The 16,141-nt window shown below is 68.4% G+C and carries 15 protein-coding genes; 1 reads left to right on the top strand and 14 read right to left on the bottom strand.

Annotation, left to right across the window (positions count from 1 at the left end; all coding sequences use genetic code 11):
• Positions 1-9: 9 nt before the first annotated feature.
• From wecB to OG474_RS18780, 11 genes are all read right to left on the bottom strand, one after another.
• Positions 10-1,062, bottom strand: coding sequence for a non-hydrolyzing UDP-N-acetylglucosamine 2-epimerase (gene wecB, locus OG474_RS18830; protein ID WP_405063632.1), 1,053 nt, complete (start codon positions 1,060-1,062; stop codon positions 10-12).
• Positions 1,059-2,054, bottom strand: coding sequence for a Gfo/Idh/MocA family protein (locus OG474_RS18825; protein WP_405063631.1), 996 nt, complete (start codon positions 2,052-2,054; stop codon positions 1,059-1,061). The genes wecB and OG474_RS18825 overlap by 4 nt, the downstream gene beginning before the upstream one ends.
• Position 2,055: 1 nt before the next feature.
• Positions 2,056-3,147, bottom strand: a complete 1,092-nt coding sequence (locus OG474_RS18820) for a DegT/DnrJ/EryC1/StrS family aminotransferase (RefSeq protein WP_405064590.1) — start codon at positions 3,145-3,147, stop codon at positions 2,056-2,058.
• Positions 3,144-3,755 carry a DapH/DapD/GlmU-related protein gene (locus tag OG474_RS18815; RefSeq protein ID WP_405063630.1) on the bottom strand — a complete coding sequence of 204 codons (612 nt, stop codon included), beginning with the start codon at positions 3,753-3,755 and terminating at the stop codon, positions 3,144-3,146. Before OG474_RS18815 ends, OG474_RS18820 begins: the two co-directional genes overlap by 4 nt.
• The gene (locus OG474_RS18810; RefSeq protein ID WP_405063629.1) at positions 3,752-4,939 is read right to left on the bottom strand and encodes a hypothetical protein; all 1,188 of its coding nucleotides are present in this window, start codon (positions 4,937-4,939) and stop codon (positions 3,752-3,754) included. Before OG474_RS18810 ends, OG474_RS18815 begins: the two co-directional genes overlap by 4 nt.
• A 10-nt stretch (positions 4,940-4,949) precedes the next feature.
• Positions 4,950-5,588: a hypothetical protein gene (locus tag OG474_RS18805; RefSeq protein ID WP_405063628.1), complete on the bottom strand. Its 639-nt coding sequence runs from the start codon at positions 5,586-5,588 to the stop codon at positions 4,950-4,952.
• The gene (locus tag OG474_RS18800) at positions 5,585-6,853 is read right to left on the bottom strand and encodes a glycosyltransferase (protein ID WP_405063627.1); all 1,269 of its coding nucleotides are present in this window, start codon (positions 6,851-6,853) and stop codon (positions 5,585-5,587) included. Before OG474_RS18800 ends, OG474_RS18805 begins: the two co-directional genes overlap by 4 nt.
• 80 nt (positions 6,854-6,933) lie before the next feature.
• Entirely contained in the window at positions 6,934-8,022 is a 1,089-nt protein-coding gene (locus OG474_RS18795; RefSeq protein ID WP_405063626.1) for a glycosyltransferase family 4 protein, read from the bottom strand.
• 2 nt (positions 8,023-8,024) lie between these two features.
• Positions 8,025-8,813 (bottom strand): ABC transporter ATP-binding protein, encoded by a 789-nt coding sequence (locus tag OG474_RS18790; protein WP_405063625.1) that lies wholly within the window; start codon positions 8,811-8,813, stop codon positions 8,025-8,027.
• 16 nt (positions 8,814-8,829) lie between these two features.
• Entirely contained in the window at positions 8,830-9,696 is an 867-nt protein-coding gene (locus OG474_RS18785) for an ABC transporter permease (protein WP_405063624.1), read from the bottom strand.
• A 391-nt stretch (positions 9,697-10,087) separates the two neighbouring features.
• A complete protein-coding gene (locus OG474_RS18780; protein WP_405063623.1) occupies positions 10,088-10,420 on the bottom strand; it encodes a hypothetical protein in 333 nt (110 codons plus the stop codon).
• Positions 10,421-10,821: 401 nt separating this feature from the next.
• Here OG474_RS18780 and OG474_RS18775 point away from each other — a divergent pair, with 401 nt between their 5' ends.
• Positions 10,822-11,811 (top strand): helix-turn-helix domain-containing protein, encoded by a 990-nt coding sequence (locus tag OG474_RS18775; protein ID WP_405063622.1) that lies wholly within the window; start codon positions 10,822-10,824, stop codon positions 11,809-11,811.
• Here the strand turns inward: OG474_RS18775 and OG474_RS18770 are convergent, their stop codons facing one another.
• Genes OG474_RS18770 through OG474_RS18760 form a run of 3 tightly spaced genes read right to left on the bottom strand, consistent with a single transcriptional unit; the run spans position 11,812 to position 15,954 of the window.
• Positions 11,812-13,578 (bottom strand): glycoside hydrolase domain-containing protein, encoded by a 1,767-nt coding sequence (locus OG474_RS18770; protein ID WP_405063621.1) that lies wholly within the window; start codon positions 13,576-13,578, stop codon positions 11,812-11,814.
• Between the two features lie 4 nt (positions 13,579-13,582).
• Positions 13,583-14,689, bottom strand: a complete 1,107-nt coding sequence (locus OG474_RS18765) for an aspartate-semialdehyde dehydrogenase (RefSeq protein ID WP_405063620.1) — start codon at positions 14,687-14,689, stop codon at positions 13,583-13,585.
• Entirely contained in the window at positions 14,686-15,954 is a 1,269-nt protein-coding gene (locus tag OG474_RS18760; protein WP_405063619.1) for an aspartate kinase, read from the bottom strand. Before OG474_RS18760 ends, OG474_RS18765 begins: the two co-directional genes overlap by 4 nt.
• Positions 15,955-16,141 lie beyond the last annotated feature (187 nt).

The following is a 16,141-nucleotide window of genomic DNA, read 5'->3' as shown; positions in this document are numbered from 1 at the left end:
GTCATCGGGCTACTCGGCGAGCGTGGCGACCACGCGACCGGCCGCGTGACCGTCGCCGTACGGCATCGGGCGCTCGCCGGTCGGCGCCGTCCGAGCGGCCAGCTCGGGCAGCTTGCTCACGTCGGAGGTCAGCACGTTCCAGCCGGACTCCACGGTCTCGACCCATTCGGTCTCGGGGCGCAGCGTGGTGCAGACGCGGCCGAGCAGAAAAGCCTCCTTCTGCAGACCACCGGAGTCGGTGACGACACCGGCCGAACCGATGACGGCCTGAACCATCTCCGGGTAGGCAAGCGGCTCGCGGACGTGCAGCGAACCGTCCGGACGTTCCAGCTTGATGCCGTGCTCCGCGCACTTCGCGACGAGCCGCGGGTGCGCCAGCAGGACCACCGGGCGCCCGACATTCGCCAAGCCTTCGATGATGCCGGCCAGGTGCGCCGGGTCGTCGGTGTTGTCGGGGCGGTGGATCGTCGCGACCAGGTACTCGCCCTGCTTGAAGGGCAGATCGAGCGGCTTGTCCTGGACGGCGTCGCGGACCCGGAAGCAGACGTCGGTCATGACGTCGCCGACGAGCCGCGACTTGTCCTTCAGGCCCTCGTTCGCCAGGTGGTCCATCGCCACCTGGGTCGGGGCCAGCAGGATGTCGGACGCGTGGTCGGTCAGCACGCGGTTGTGCTCCTCCGGCATCCGCCGGTTGAACGACCGCAGGCCGGCCTCCAGGTGCGCGACCGGGAGGTGCATCTTGACGGCCGACAGTGCGCCGGCCAGCGTCGAGTTCGTGTCGCCGTAGACGAGCACCCAGTCGGGCCGGTGCTCGTCCAGTACGGCGTCCATCGCGGACAGCATGGCGCCGGTCTGCACCCCGTGGCTCCCGGAGCCGATGCCCAGGTGGACATCCGGCGCCGGGATCTTCAGGTCGGCGAAGAACACGTCGGACATGTTCTTGTCGTAGTGCTGACCGGTGTGCACGATGATGTGCTCGTGGTCGGTCGCGGCGAAAGCCTCCGCGATCGGCGCGAGCTTCACGAACTGGGGGCGGGCCCCCACGACGCTCAGAACCTTCACGGCGTGGCGACCCTGATGGTGCGGTCCTCGGCGGCCGACTGGATCACTGCCTCGGCCACCGCGACGGTGGTCAGGCCCTGCTGCAGCGTGACGATATCGGCGTCCTTGCCCAGTACGGCGTCGCGGAACGCTTCGTGCTCGGTGCGCAGCGGCTCGGGCTTGCTGATCGCGTAGCGGATCATGTCGCCCTCGCTGACACCGCGGAAGTGCGCGACGTCGTCCCACGCGGTGGCGACCGTGCCGTTGGCGTGGAAGGTCAGGTCCGCGGTCAGGGTGTCGGCGATGAAGGCGCCCTTCTCACCGGTGACGACGGTGAGCCGCTCCTTCATCGGGGACAGCCAGTTGACCAGGTGGCTGGTGACGGTGCCGTCGGCCAGCTTGCCGGTGACGGCGATCAGGTCCTCGTAGTCACGGCCGGACTTGTGCGCGCTCTGCGCGGCCACCGTGACGAACGGGGACTGGGTCACCCACGCGGTCAGGTCGATGTCGTGCGTGGCCAGGTCCAGCACCACGCCGACGTCGGCGATCCGGGCCGGGAACGGGCCCTGCCGACGGGTGGTGATCTGGTAGATGTCGCCCAGGTCGCCGGCCTCGAGGCGGAACCGCAGCGCCTGCAGCGCCGGGTTGTACCGCTCGATGTGACCGACCGCGCCGACCAGGCCGGCGGTCTCGAAGGCCTTGGCGATCTCGGTCGCCTCGGCCGACGAACCGGCCAGCGGCTTCTCGATCATCGCGTGCACGCCGGCCTCGGCCAGCGCCTTCGCGATCTCGGCGTGGTACTGGGTCGGCACCGCGACCATGCAGTAGTCGATGCCTTCGGCAATCAACTGCTCGATGGTGGAGTGCACCGGACGACCGCCGGCGACACCGAACTTGTCACCGCCCGGGTCCGCGACGGCGACCAGGTCGACGCCGTCCAGGGAGGCCAGCACGCGGGCGTGGTGACGACCCATCATGCCGAGGCCGATCAGGCCCGCCTTCAGGTTCGCCATCTCACGCACCAGCCTTCGCCACGGTGTTCACCGCGGCCACGATCCGGTTCAGGTCGTCCTCGGACAGCGAGGGGTGGACCGGCAGCGAGAGCACCTCGGCCGCGGCCTTCTCGGTCTCCGGCAGCTCCAGCTCGCGCCGGAACGACGGGAGCCGGTGGTTCGGGATCGGGTAGTACACGCCGCAGCCGACGCCGTACTCGGTGCGCAGCGCGTTCGCGAAACCGTCGCGGTCCTCGGTGACGCGGATCGTGTACTGGTGGTAGACGTGGCTGGCCTCGTCGGCCACGGCCGGGACGCCGACACCGGCCAGGTTCGCGTCCAGGAAGGCCGCGTTCTCCTGCCGCTGCTTGGTCCAGCCGCCGACCTTGGTCAGCTGCACGCGACCGATGGCGGCGTGCAGGTCGGTCATCCGGTTGTTCAGGCCGACGACCTCGTTCTCGTACTGCTTGAGCATGCCCTGGTTGCGGTAGAGCCGCATCTGGCGCTCGAGCTGCTCGTTCGCGACCGAGTTCATGCCGCCCTCACCGGACGTCATGTTCTTGGTCGGGTAGAGGCTGAACATGGCGAAGTCGCCGAAGGTGCCGACCGGGGCGCCGTTCCAGGTCGCGCCGTGGGCCTGGGCCGCGTCCTCGTAGATCGCGATGCCGTGCTTGTCGGCGATCGCCTGCAGCGCGGTCATGTTGGCCGGGTGGCCGAACAGGTGCACCGGCATGACGGCCTTGGTCTTCTCGGTGATCGCGGCCTCGACCGCGGCCGGGTCGAGGCAGAAGTACGTCGGCTCGATGTCGACGAAGACCGGGGTCGCACCGGTCAGCGCGACGCTGTTCGCGGTCGCGGCGAAGGTGAAGGACGGGACGATGACCTCGTCACCCGGTCCCACGCCCGCGGCCAGCAGGCCGAGGTGGAGACCCGACGTACCCGAGTTCGTCGCGACGCACGCCCGGCCGGAGACCAGCGCTGCGCCGAACTCCTGCTCGAACGCCGCCACCTCAGGACCCTGGGCGAGCATGCCGGACTGCATGACACGGTCGACAGCCTCGCGCTCCTCCTTCCCGATGATCGGCTTCGCGGCCGGAATCGGCTGCACCATCAGTTCTCCTCCTGTGCTTCATCGGCCGGCCGCAGCCGTCCGTCGGTTTCGATGTAGATCTCGCCCGTGTTCGGGCATTTCCACTCGCCGTCCCCGACAGCGAGCAGCGGTACGCCAGCCTTGCCGACCCACTTGAGGTGGCGCGCCGGGACCCCGGCGACCAGCGAGAAGTCCGGCACGTCCTTGACCACCACGGCACCGGCGGCGACAGTCGCCCAGCGGCCCACGGTGACCGGCGCCACACAGGTGCTGCGCGCACCCAGCGAGCAGCCTTCCTTCAGCGTCACGCCGACCGGCTCCCAGTCGTGCCCGGACTTCGGCGTACCGTCCGGGTTCACCGCGCGCGGGAAGTAGTCGTTGGTCAGCACCACGGCCGGGCCGATGAACACGCCGTCCTCGAGGGAGGCGGGCTCGTAGACCAGGGCGTAGTTCTGGATCTTGCAGTTGTCGCCCATCCGGACCCCGGTCCCGACATAGGCGCCGCGGCCGACGATGCAGTTCTTCCCCAGTACCGCGTTCTCGCGGACCTGGGCCAGGTGCCAGACCGACGATCCGTCGCCGATCTGGGCGCGCTCGTCGACGTCGGCCGACGGGGCGATGCGGGTGGTCACAGGGTCTCCTTAACAGTCAGCCACTGGCTGAGGACTTCGGCTGCGCGACGACCGTCGTGCAGCTCCGCCACGAACCCGGGCCCGGCCGCCGCCTGTGCGGCCGCGGACTCCCGGTCGGCGACGAGATCGCCGACGACGTCACCCAGCGTGTCGTCGTCCGCCTCCACGATCGGTACCTCTCGCCCAGCCAGACTACGCACCCGCGAGCGCAGCTCCGAACCGACGTACGAGACGACGATCCGGCCCGCCGCGAGGGCCTCGGCCGCGGCGACGCCGTACAGGCCGATTCCGAGCTGGTCTACAACGATGTCAGCGGCACCGATCACGCTCGGCATCTCCGCATGCGCCACGTCGGTGATCCGCCGGTACTCGATCAGGCCGCGCTCGTGCAGACCGCCCAGCACCTCGTCGATCCGGGCCGTGCCCTTGAGCTTGGCGCTGGACGGGACGTGCACGACGACCGGGCGCTCACCGCTGAAGAGCGGGCGAGCAGCCGCGGCCCACGGCGCCGGGTCGATGACTACCGGTAGCCAAGTCGCCTGCGGTACGTCGATCAGCAGGTCGGGCGTGGAGACGAAGACGGGCAGGCCGAGGCTCTCGACCAGCTCGGCATGCCGCCGGGCCTGGACCTCGAGCTTGTCGGTGAGGTCATCACCTGGGGTGAACGGTGAGAACCGCTCGCGGGCCGCATGGCGGCTGGGCAGCCGGATGTCGGAGCCGTGGAACAGCAGGGCGACGTCGAGGCCGGCCTGCCGCAGCACGGCGATGTCCGCTGCCGCATCCGGGTGGCCGCCGTACCCGAGGAGTGGCCGCAGGGACTCCACCATGACGTGGGTGTAACTGCTCAGCACGTGCTCACGCTGGGCACGTGCCCAACGTGACTGGCTCCACCACGCCTGCGGTACGTCGTAGTCGTCGGCGAACCGGAACGCCGCCGACCGGCGCAGCGCGAACGAAACAGCCGCGACTCCGGGCAGCGTCTCGGCCGCACGGGCCCAGGCATAGCCCTGACCGGCGGAGTTGGTCGGTCCGACCAGCAGTCGCACCGGAGTGGTGGCAGCCGGTGGGAAGACCGGCAGCGTCGCGTACGAGTAGCGCAGACCACGCAGACGCGCCCGGACCGCCTTCGCGGTCCGGGCAACTGGCGCCGGGAGGCTGTCACGAATCGAACGCGACACCGTCATGGACATGACCTCAATGACCTGCCGGGACCTTGAGCTGGTCGAGCTCGCGGCGAGCGGCCGGCAGACCGAGCACGACCGGCCGATCCGGCCGCTCCTGCCCGAGGTTCCAACCGGCCCAGACCGCGTTCCCGTCCAGCGCGATGACCACGTCGGCCTGGGCGAGGAAGTCGCGCACGTCGGGACGGGCCTGGACCCGCTTCCAGTAGGCGTTGCTGATCTTCTTGCTCATCCGCGAGACCCGGACGATCCGCACCGGACCGATCTTCATCGCGACGCGCACAGCCGACTGTTGAACCCGCCGGACCCGCCAACCAGCGGCCTTCTTGACCCGGACAGCGGACGGCGGCGTCGGCTGCGGCTTCTGCTTCGGGCGCGGACCCGAGACCGCCTCCGGCGCGAGCACCGCGTCCGGCGCCTCGTCGAACTCCTCGCCGTCGTCGTGGTTCTCCACCCGGTCGGCGATGGTGGGCATCTGGCCCGGGCCGATCAGCGTGAACGTGTTGACCTTGTCGTCGACGAGGTCCTCCGGCGGCAGCCAGCCGATGACGTCGAGGACGAGGTCGTCCCCGCCACCGAGGTCAGCGCGGACAGTGTCGAAGTACTCCGGCGTCAACCGCTTGGTGCTCATCAGCACAACCTTCTGGTTCATGCGTGCACCTCGCTCTTCTTCTTGACGGCCTCGGCGAGCGCCTCGATCCGGGGGTCCATCACCAGGTCGCGCCGGTAGCCGGTGCCGAACTCACGCGCCTTCTTGCGGATTCCCTCGTCGGCCGTCCGGGCCGCGTGCGCGGCCTCGATCAGGGCCGCCGCGATGGCCTCCGGCGTCACCTCGGTGACCGGGAACCAGAGCGGGTGACCGCGCAGTACGTCGGAGGCCGCGTTCTCCGGGTCGTGCACCGAGACGACCGGCAGACCCGTCGCCAGATACTCGAAGACCTTGCCGCTCGTCACGTACTTGCCCTTGCCCAGCATCAGCAGCTGGACGTCGAACTCGTCGTACGCCTTGGCGATCTCGGCCTTGCCGACCGGGCCCTCGTAGCTCACGCCTTCATCGGCACCCGAGTTGATCACGGCCAGCATGTCCGGTCGCGGGACGGCGTAGTACCCGAGGTAGCCGTGGATCTTGGCCTTGGCACCGGCCAGCTCCTCGGACTGCTCGACGGCGAGCTTCCAGCCGTCGACGAAGTCCTGCAGCGGCACCTTCGGCGACACCGTGCCGACGTACCCGAAGGTCAGCGGGCGGTCGGTGACCGGACCGCGGTCGTTGGTGTCCGGGACCAGCTCCGGGTCGAAGCCGTTGGCCACGACGTGCATCTTGCTCGCCTGCGCCGGGTAGAGCTCGACGTGCCACGCCTTGATCGGTTCGTTGACGAACCAGACCTCCTGCGCGCCCTCGACCAGCTTCCTCTCCCACTTCGCGGCGCGGCTGTTCGGCTCGTGCAGCCGGTTGCCGCTGAAGACATCGAGCAGCCAGGCGTCGCGGTAGTCCATCACGTAAGGCACGTTGGCCTTCTCGTGCAGGTGGTACGCCGCCGTGAACGCGACATGCGGGTTCGCCGTGGCAACCGTCAGGTCGACCGGGTTCTCGGCATGGATGCGCTCCGCCGCCGCCTCGATCACCGAGCGCCAGGGGCCGTAGCCGTGCTCCGGGAACGGGATCAGGTCCTGCTTGTTCCGCCACTTGCTCCACAGCCGCGGATTCCGGGCCCGGGCCTTCGGCCAGCGGCGCAGATCGGTCTCCATGACCGGCCAGTCGAACGGCACCCGGACCACCTCGACGGAGGGGTCGACCCTGTCCTCAAGGGTCGCGTCGGCACCGGTGAAGCGGTAGAAGGTCTCGCGTTCGGCCGTCAGCACCGTCACCTTCCAGCCGAGTGCGGCGAACCGGTTCGCGGTTGCCAGCGCCCGGTACACACCGCCTCCTCGACAGGGGGGAAACCCCCAGGCGACGTACAACATGTGTGGGCGGTCCGTCATGCCCGTCCTTTCAGGAGTCATGCCTTCAGCAGGTTGACAATTGCGTCGGCCAGGTCGTCGTACGGCGTCGTGGCGGGCAGGTTGGCGGCCGCCCACCGCAGCGCGTGGTCACGCAGTTTTTCCAGCTCACCCGGATCAGCGGACCAGCGTCGCAACGTCTCCGACGCCTCGGCCACCGAATCCACCAGGACTCCGCCACCGGACTCCTCGATCACCCGGGTCTGCCGTGGCAGCCGGGTGGACAGCACTGGGAGACCGCTGGCCAGGTACTCGTAGATCTTCGACGGCATCGCTTCGACGAAGGCCGGGGTCGGCTGCAGCATGGCCAGACTGGCCCAGGCGCCCTGGGTCAACTGCCACGCGTCTGCCGGTGGCTGCCGGCCATGCAGGCGGACCCGTCCGGCCAGATCGGCCCGGTTGATCCGGACCTCCAGCTCGTCACGGTCGCTCGGGGCCACCGGGCCGACCAGGTCCAGCGACCACTCCGGTGCAGCGGCGACCGTCTCGACCATGTCGAACAGTCCGCGGCTGGCCCGCAGGTCGCCGACGTACACCGCGCGGGGCGCGCCCGTAGGCGGCGTCAGCGCGAGGAACGGGAGATACGGGAAGTTCTGGACGACGAGGCGTTGTTTCGCCTCGTGCGGGGCAAGATGGGAATCGGCGACAACCGTCAGGTCGGCGCCGGCGGCCAGCTTGGAGCTGGCCCGGACGATCATCCGGGCCGGCAGTCCGGCCGGGCCCTTCGCCCACGCGCGGTCCGCGAGCAGCCGGGTGTAGTCCTCGTGCACGTCGGCGACCATCTTGCGCCGCCGCAGCGTAGTGACGAGCCGGGTGACCGGGATCATGTCCGGGTCGACCGTCATCACCACCTTGGCCTTGGTGCGCCACGGCAGCACCGCCGTCCGGGCCAGGCGCTGGACCAGGTTGCCCCGGGGGCCTGCGTGCACGACAGCGCCCGCCGGTCCGCCCTCGGGCTCACCGAGGCCCCACAGCTCGACACTGAGGTCGCGGTGCTGCAGGGCCGCGGTGATCTTGTGCAGACGCGCATCGGCGACATCGTGGCCGGTCGTGATGATTCCCACGTCCGGCGCTGGCCCGCGAGACATCGTCAGAGGTCCTCGCGCGAAACAGCTTGTCCGGCGTCGACCTTGAGGAACCGGGTGTACTCGTCGATGACGTCCTCGGGCGTGCCGCGCATCATGAGCTTGCCCTTGTCGATCCAGATGCAGTCGTTGCAGAGCTCGCGCACACTGCTCATCCCGTGACTGACCAGGAACATCGTCCGGCTGTTGGTGGCCAGTTCCTTCATCTTGTCGGCGGCCTTGGTCTTGAACTTGGCGTCACCGGCCGACAGCGCCTCGTCGATCATCAGGATGTCGGGATCCATGTGCACGGCCACCGCGAAGGCGACCCGCGCGAACATGCCGGACGAGTACGTCCGCATCGGCATCTCCATGAACCCTTTTTCGAGCTCGGCGAAGTCCTCGATCTCCTCGTACCGCTCCTGGACCTGCTTGCGGGTCAGACCCGCGGCCAGACCACCGAGGACGACGTTCTCCTTGCCCGACAGCTGGGCGTTGAAGCCCACGCCCAGCGACAGCAGCGTGCTGACCCGGCCGTGCACCTCGATCCGGCCCGAGGTCGGCGGCAGGATGCCGGCGATCGCCCGCAGCAGCGTCGACTTGCCGGCGCCGTTGGCCCCGATGATGCCGATCGCGGTGCCGTGCGGAACGTCGAAGGAGACGTTCTGGACCGCCTTGACCTCGCGGACCGCACGCTCGCCGCGGCCGAACCGGACGATCGCGGTCTTGAAGGTCGGCACCCGCTCGAACGTGGTCCGATAGGTGATGGAGACGTCCTGGACCTTGACGGCCGGACTGGCATCGACGTTTGACATGGTCTTCTTCTCGGCTTCAGAGACGGACAGCGAACTCACGCTCCCTCGACATGAAGAACAACGAACCGACGGCGAACGACACCACGGCACAGACCACCGCCCCGATCCACAGCTCGTGGTCCGGCATCTTGGCGCGGACCAGCAGATCGGTCCAGCCGCCGAGGAGGGAGTAGAGGGGGTTGTACTGGATGAAGTCGCGGAACTTCGCCGGCGCCTTCTCGGCGAACCACAGCACCGGGGAGAGGTACAGCCAGATCCGCATCAGGTACGGCAGGAAGCTGGAGGTGTCGCGGAAGTACACCTGCGCGGCGGCGAAGATCATGCTGATCCCGGCCGCGAACATCGTCAGCAGGATCAGGAAGACCGGCGCCAGCAGCATCACCCAGTGCAACGGCTGCTTGGTGATCAGGTGGATCGCCGCGTAGACGACCATCGTCGGCAGGAAGCGGAAGAACGCCGTCCGCAGTGCCGACAACGGCAGCAGCATCCGCGGGAAGGCCATGTTCATCAGCAGCTTGCCGCCGCCGACCACACTGCCGGCCCCGGTCGTGACCGCGCCCTGGAAGTAGTAGAAGGCGAACAGGCCGCCACACATGTGCGCGAAGATCGCGCCCGAGTCCTTCCGGGCCGCACCGCCCGCGAGGATGTCGGTGAGCAGGTAGTAGACCCCCGCGAGCAGCAGCGGGTTGATGACCAACCAGATCTGCCCGAAGAAGGTGTTGGTGTTGGCCGCCCGGATTCCGCTCCGCGACATCTCGGCCGCGAACACGCGGCGCTCCCAGAGGGCTTTGAAGTACGGGCGCAAGGGCGGCAAACCGGCCTTGTGTGGTTCATACACATGCACCGACGGGTTGAATGCCTCGTCGACGCTAGTCGCGTTCATTCAGGCGACGCCTCTCTCTGCCATGAAGTCCTGTCCACGTTCAGCCGCTGGTGTGTTCTGTGACCGAACTCTCCGCCGTTCCCTGGTACGACGACGGGCCACGCAGACCGGGAAGAGAGTAGCGGATCGGCGCTGGGGCCGATGACACAGCAGTCCTCCAGTGTGAGCAACGACGTACGCACGGCTACCGACGTCGCGCCCGATCGAGGAGGGCCACCGGGGCTCCGGTCGTCTCCGATCGTTATCCGGAATATACATTTGACAGCTCCTAGGAGCCAAAACGCCTTGCCTGAGCATCAAATAGCGCAGTCAGAGCATCAAATCCGGGTCAATTCACCGGTACGACGTCCGGGGTGGCCACGAAGTTGGGCCGAGCACGTCACAGAGCCCGTCAGAGGGCCGTCGTACCGGCGGGTCCCAGGGGTGCCTTGTGGCCGGGGCGAGCCGCGCGGTGGACGTCTTGTCCCCGCTTCCCCATGGACAGCCTCACCATCCACGGAGCACCGCTCGGCACCTCCTGGGACCGCGCACTGGATCCGGTGGCCCGGCCGCACTGGGCGGAGTCGGGCCGGGCGAGCACCGGATCGGCAGGCACGATGACCAGGGCGGCGGTCATCGCGCCAGAGGCCGCGCAGGAAGGCGGTACCGTCGAACGACGGGCACCGGGGACGGTAGAACCGAGGTGAACGGCAGCGCGGGCTTGGCGGCGCGGTACCGGTCGCATCGGACTCTCCTTCTCATCGGCCTCACGATGGAGATGCACAGTTTGTACACCCTCCAGCACAGCCGGTGATGGCACGGGAGTGCGAGGGCACCGATACGCCGGGATCGAGACCCAACCGAAACGGGCTCCGCTGACGGAAGAGCGAACACACGCCAGAATTGGAACAGCAGCCCGGCGGCGCTCAGGTGGTCCGTCGCCGGGCTGCTGGACCTCAATTCTCGCTCACAACTGCGCGGAAATGGTGGCCGGATGGTGACACGGCACAAGAATGCTGACAGGACAACAATTATCGCTGCCTGCATTCAACAGGACACGGACAGTGCGGATCGCTCTGAGGTGTCCGATCTAGGCTGGAAAGGCGGTAGCGGACGGTGACGGCTTTCGGACGGGAGGGACGAGTCGTGAGCAGCTCGGCCACGGAGCGTGCCGACCACTTGCGGGTGCTCGGACTCAAGGACGACGAGATCAGGGTCTACCAGCACCTGCTGCGGAACGGGCCCTCGTCGGTGACCGAGCTGGACGACGGCGTACCGGACCGCTCGGCGCCAATCGACAGCATCCTCGGCGCACTGGTCCAGGCGGGCCTGGCGCGGCGGTCCGGGTCCGACCACTCACGCTTCCTGCCGGTGCCTCCGGACGCTGGCCTGGAGGCGATGACGCTGCGCCGGGAGTCCGAGCTGAAGCAGGCCCGGATCGAGGTCCTGAACGCGTACGACGAGTTCCGGCGGACCGTGCACAACGAGTCCACGACGCACCTGATCGAGGTCGTCACCGGCAGCGCGATCGTCGAGCGGATCCACCAGATCAAGGGCAGCGCCCAGCGCGAGATCCTGGCCATCGACTCCCCGCCGTACTACATCGGCGGCCCGAACCAGGAGGAGATCGACCAGCTCAGCCGCGGCGTCGCCTACCGGGTCGTGTACTCACCGGAGTCGGTCGAGGTGCCCGGCTACCTGACCGAGAACATCCTGCCGTGTGTGGAGGCCGGCGAGCAGGCCCGCGTGCTGCCCGACGTACCGGCCAAGCTGACCATCATCGACGGCTCGATGGCGTTCGTATCGATGTCGGTGCGCGACACCGATGTGAACAGGTCGCTGCTCATCATCCGGCCGAGCAGTCTGCTGACCGCACTGATCGGCATGTTCGAGCTGTGCTGGCGCAATGCCCTGCCGCTGCACGCGTCGGTGGGCGCCGAGGACGACAGACTGGAGCCGATCGAGCGCCGGCTGCTCGCCCTGCTCGCGACCGGTGCCGCCGACGACACCATCGCGCGCACCCTCGGGATCAGTCGCCGGACGTTCTTCCGCTACCTGGAGAGGCTGATGAACCGTACCGGCGCCAGCACCCGCTTCCAGCTCGCCCTGCACGCCGCGAGGGAGAACTGGCTCTGATCACCGCGCTCGGGCCGAGATGGCCCGAGCGAGCTCGAGCCGCGCGTGCTCGAAAGCGTTGCCCTGCTGGGGAAACGAGACGCGCGGTCCGGCATCGTCGAAGACCGCCGGGACGATCTGCTCGACCGTCCGATCGACGAGGTGGTCCAGGCCGAGCTCGCGGGCCATCGTCAGGTACAGGTGGTCCTGCAGACCGCGGCGGAAGTTGGCGAGCTGGATCGTGGAGATCGGTCCGGCGATGCCCCGGTCCTGGTCCGGGTAGATCAGGTCCTCACCCGGATACATCAGGACGCCGTCACCGTTGGCCCACCAGCCGCGCTTGTTGTAGAACGTGACCGGGTCGACCCAGACGTTCTGGTTGCGCTCGCGGCCCGGCAGGACCTGCTTGTTGTGCCGCCAATGGTCAGTGTGCCAATAGAAGTACGTCGAGACGTCGTGCTTGTACGCCGCCCACAGATTGGCGCGCGGATCCGTGGCCGGCGATTCGATCACCACCGAGCCGACGTTCGGTCGCTGGCCGTTGTAGAACCACATGTCCCGGCCCTGCTTGCGGAGCATCCGCGCGGCCGCGGAGTCGTACAGATCGGCAACCGTCGCCCAGATGTCGATCGCCTTGTCCGGTCCGTCGAGCACAGCGTCGTACGAATGGGTGGTGAAGATCGGCAGCGGCGCGCCGGACGCCCGCACGGCCGCGGACAGCGAGCGGATGTACTCGTACTCCTCGGTCCCGGGCTCGTCCGGCATGTAGAGGAATGTCTTCTTGCCTGGCAGGTTCCGCGACAGCCAGTCGGTCCACAGCGGAGCGTTGGCCTTCGCCTTCTCGGGGGTGTCGAAGTCGGGCTCGGGGCCGTAGAAAGTCCGTGGGACAAGGGTGTTTCCGACACCCTCTCCCGGACCTTCGTAGCCGTTCGCTCGGGTGAAATCCGTGCCGGTGAAGCGATTCCGGGCCGCGGTGGCCTTCGTGATGTCGTAGGCGTCCACGAACTCGACGCGGTGCCGGTGCGCGAAGCGGTGGAACACCGGGTCGAGGTTGCGGCCGTACCGCAGCTCTACCTGGGAGCTCTCGTAGTAGAACATCGCGGTGATGCTGTTCTGGTCGGGCAGCGTGAACGGAAACACCGTCAGCTCGACCGGCACGACCCTGTGCAGGTCATCGGCCCGGACCTCAACCTGTCCGCGGTAAACACCCGCCGGCGCCCGCCGCGGAATGTAGATGTCGAACCAGAAAGCCTGGTTGGTGGCGGCCGGCACGGTGAGCGGGAAACCACCCTGTACGGCGTTCTCCGGCACGAGCTGGACCGGCTTGACCCCCAATGGATCCGGCGGCTCGGCCGGGGAGTCACGCAGGTAGATCCAGTCCGCGTTGGACTTCTCGGAGATGCGCATATAGCGCTCGGAGAAGACCTGGATCTGACGACCTACTGTGTACGTCGGATCCGCGGCGGGCGGCGCGTAGCGGATCACGCCAGGCCCACCCACCTGCCGTAGAACGGGCAGCCGAACCGACAGCGCGCCGATACCGGCCGCGCCGGCCTCCGCGACGAGCTGGAACGCGACCACCTCGTTGCGCGCGCCGAAGACCCGGGCGGTGTGACCGTCCCAGGCAGTGTTGTGCTGCTTGTTCGGATTCGCGAGGTCGTCGGCGTCGACCTTCTCGCCGTCGTTCACCGCCCACAGGGCAGCAAGCGGGCCGGCTGTCGCCTTCGCGCTGAGCGGCGCGGCCGCCAACAGCGTCCCTGCGAGCAGCGTTCGACGGGAGAACGTCACCTTGTCAGCCCTTCGTTGGGGTGAACTCCTTCGCGACGACCTCGGCGATCTGGGCCGTGTTCAACGCGGCGCCCTTGCGCAGGTTGTCACCGCAGACGAACAGCTCGAGCGCGTTCGGGTCGTCGAGCGACTTGCGCACCCGGCCGACCCAGGTCGGGTCGGTACCGACGACATCGGCCGGCGTCGGGAACTCGCCCTCGGCCGGGTTGTCGAACAGCAGCACGCCCGGAGCGTCCCGCAGCACCTCGCGAGCGCCTTCGGCGTCGACCTCGTGGGCGAACCGCGCGTGCACCGACAACGAGTGCGTGGTCACCACCGGCACCCGGACACAGGTCGCGGAGACCTTCAGGTCGGGCAGACCGAGGATCTTGCGGGACTCGTTGCGGACCTTGAGCTCCTCCGAGCTCCAGCCGCCTTCCTTGAGCGACCCCGCCCACGGCACCACGTTCAGCGCCAACGGCGCCGGGAATGGGCCGAGGCCGTTGCCGACAACCCGCCGTACGTCGCCTGGCGTCTTGCCCAGCTCACGATTGCCGGCCACCTTGGTCAGCTGGTCGTAGAGGGTGTCGATGCCCTCCTGACCGGCCCCGGAGGCCGCCTGGTACGACGCCACGACCAGCTGCTCGAGCTCGTAGCGGTGGTGCAGCGCGCCCATCGCCACGATCATCGACAGGGTCGTGCAGTTCGGGTTCGAGATGATGCCCTTGGGACGGTTGCGGGCCGCCTCGGCGTTCACCTCGGGGACCACCAGCGGGACGTCCGGATCCATCCGGAACGCACCGGAGTTGTCGACCACGACGGCACCCGCCGCGGCCGCGATCGGCGCCCAGTGCGCGGAGACCTCGTCCGGTACGTCGAACATGGCCACGTCGATGCCGTCGAACGCGGCCGCGCTGATCGCGACCACCTCGACCTCCTCGCCGCGGACCTTCAGCCGCTTGCCCGCGGAGCGCTCGGAGGCGATCAGCCGGATCTCACCCCAGACGTTCTCCCGGGTCGAGAGCAGGGTCAGCATCACCGAGCCGACAGCGCCGGTCGCACCGACCACCGCCAGCGAAGGCAGACCCGTCCGGTCCTCGATCGTGTTCTCCACAGCGCTCACAGGGGTCACCGTCCAGTTCCTCCGTACACGACCGCGCCGGTGTGCTGGTCGTCCAGGTCGAATGCAGTGTGCGCCGCGGTCACGGCCGCGTCCACCAGGTTCTCGTCCACGACCACCGAGATCCGGATCTCCGAGGTGGAGATCATCTCGATGTTCACGCCGGCGTCGGCCAGCGCGGAGAAGAACTTCGCGGAGACGCCCGGGTGCGAGCGCATCCCGACCCCGACCACCGAGACCTTTCCGATCTGGTCGTCGTACAGGAGCTGCTCGTAGCCGACCTCGTCCTTCATCCGGGCCAGCGCGGACATCGCGCGGGAGCCGTCGGCACGGGGCAGCGTGAACGAGATGTCGGTGCGGTTGGTGGCCACCGCGGACACGTTCTGCACGATCATGTCGATGTTGGTCTCGGCCCCCGCGACCGTCTCGAAGATCCGGGCGGCCTCGCCGGGCTTGTCCGGGACCCCGACCACGGTGATCTTGGCCTCCTTGGTGTCCTGGGCCACGCCGGTGATGATCGCCTGTTCCATCTGATCCAGTTCCTTCGCATCGACAACCCAGGTGCCTTCCTTCTGCGAGAAGGAGGAACGCACGTGAACGGGGACGTTGTAGCGCCGCGCGTACTCCACGCAGCGCAGGTGCAGCACCTTCGCGCCGCAGGCGGCCATCTCGAGCATCTCCTCGTAGGAGATCTTCGGGATCTGCCGGGCGGCGGGCACGATCCGCGGGTCCGCGGTGAAGATGCCGTCCACGTCGGTGTAGATCTCGCAGTAGTCGGCCTCGAGCGCGGCGGCCAGCGCGACCGCGGTCGTGTCGGAGGCGCCGCGGCCCATCGTGGTGATGTCCTTGGTGTCCTGCGCCACGCCCTGGAAGCCGGCCACGATCGCGACGTGGCCCTCCGCCAGCGCCTCCTCCAGACGGCCCGGCGTGATGTCGATGATCCGGGCGTTGCCGTGCGCGGACGTGGTGATCACGCCGGCCTGCGAGCCGGTGAAGCTGCGTGCCTCGTAGCCGAGGTTCGCGATCGCCATCGCCAGCAGGGCGGCCGAGATCCGCTCACCCGAGGTGAGCAGCATGTCCAGCTCGCGCGGTGGCGGCAGCGGAGAGACCTGCTTGGCCAGGTCCATCAGCTCGTCGGTGGTGTCCCCCATCGCCGAGACGACGACGACGACATCGTTCCCGGCCTTCTTGCTAGCGACGATTCGTTGGGCGACGCGCTTGATGCCATCGGCGTCTGCGACCGAAGAACCGCCGTACTTGTGCACGACGCGTCCCACAGCTGTGTCTCCTCAAAACCACTTGGTTGCCACTGGTTGCGGTACGCCGTGCGGCACTGCACCAGGCGTAGTCTCAGCGCTCATTCTAGCCGTGACCTCGCCGTTGCCTACCGGCTGACCAGGCCTCGGCCGTCACGTGCGGTAAATAGCTGGTCCGTCCGGAGGTTCGGCGGCACCGGGCCGCGCC

This window comes from Kribbella sp. NBC_01505 (genome assembly GCF_045040285.1).
In the GTDB taxonomy this organism is placed as follows: domain Bacteria; phylum Actinomycetota; class Actinomycetes; order Propionibacteriales; family Kribbellaceae; genus Kribbella.
This window is presented reverse-complemented; position numbering and strand designations above follow the sequence as displayed.

Excerpts from the sequence above, each read along its gene's own strand:
- OG474_RS18825 (WP_405063631.1), bottom strand. The coding sequence starts at position 2,054 with ATGGCGAACCTGAAGGCGGGCCTGATCGGCCTCGGCATGATGGGTCGT.
- OG474_RS18810 (WP_405063629.1), bottom strand. The coding sequence starts at position 4,939 with ATGACGGTGTCGCGTTCGATTCGTGACAGCCTCCCGGCGCCAGTTGCC.
- OG474_RS18805 (WP_405063628.1), bottom strand. The coding sequence starts at position 5,588 with ATGAACCAGAAGGTTGTGCTGATGAGCACCAAGCGGTTGACGCCGGAG.
- OG474_RS18795 (WP_405063626.1), bottom strand. The coding sequence starts at position 8,022 with ATGTCTCGCGGGCCAGCGCCGGACGTGGGAATCATCACGACCGGCCAC.
- OG474_RS18790 (WP_405063625.1), bottom strand. The coding sequence starts at position 8,813 with ATGTCAAACGTCGATGCCAGTCCGGCCGTCAAGGTCCAGGACGTCTCC.
- OG474_RS18785 (WP_405063624.1), bottom strand. The coding sequence starts at position 9,696 with ATGAACGCGACTAGCGTCGACGAGGCATTCAACCCGTCGGTGCATGTG.
- OG474_RS18780 (WP_405063623.1), bottom strand. The coding sequence starts at position 10,420 with ATGCGACCGGTACCGCGCCGCCAAGCCCGCGCTGCCGTTCACCTCGGT.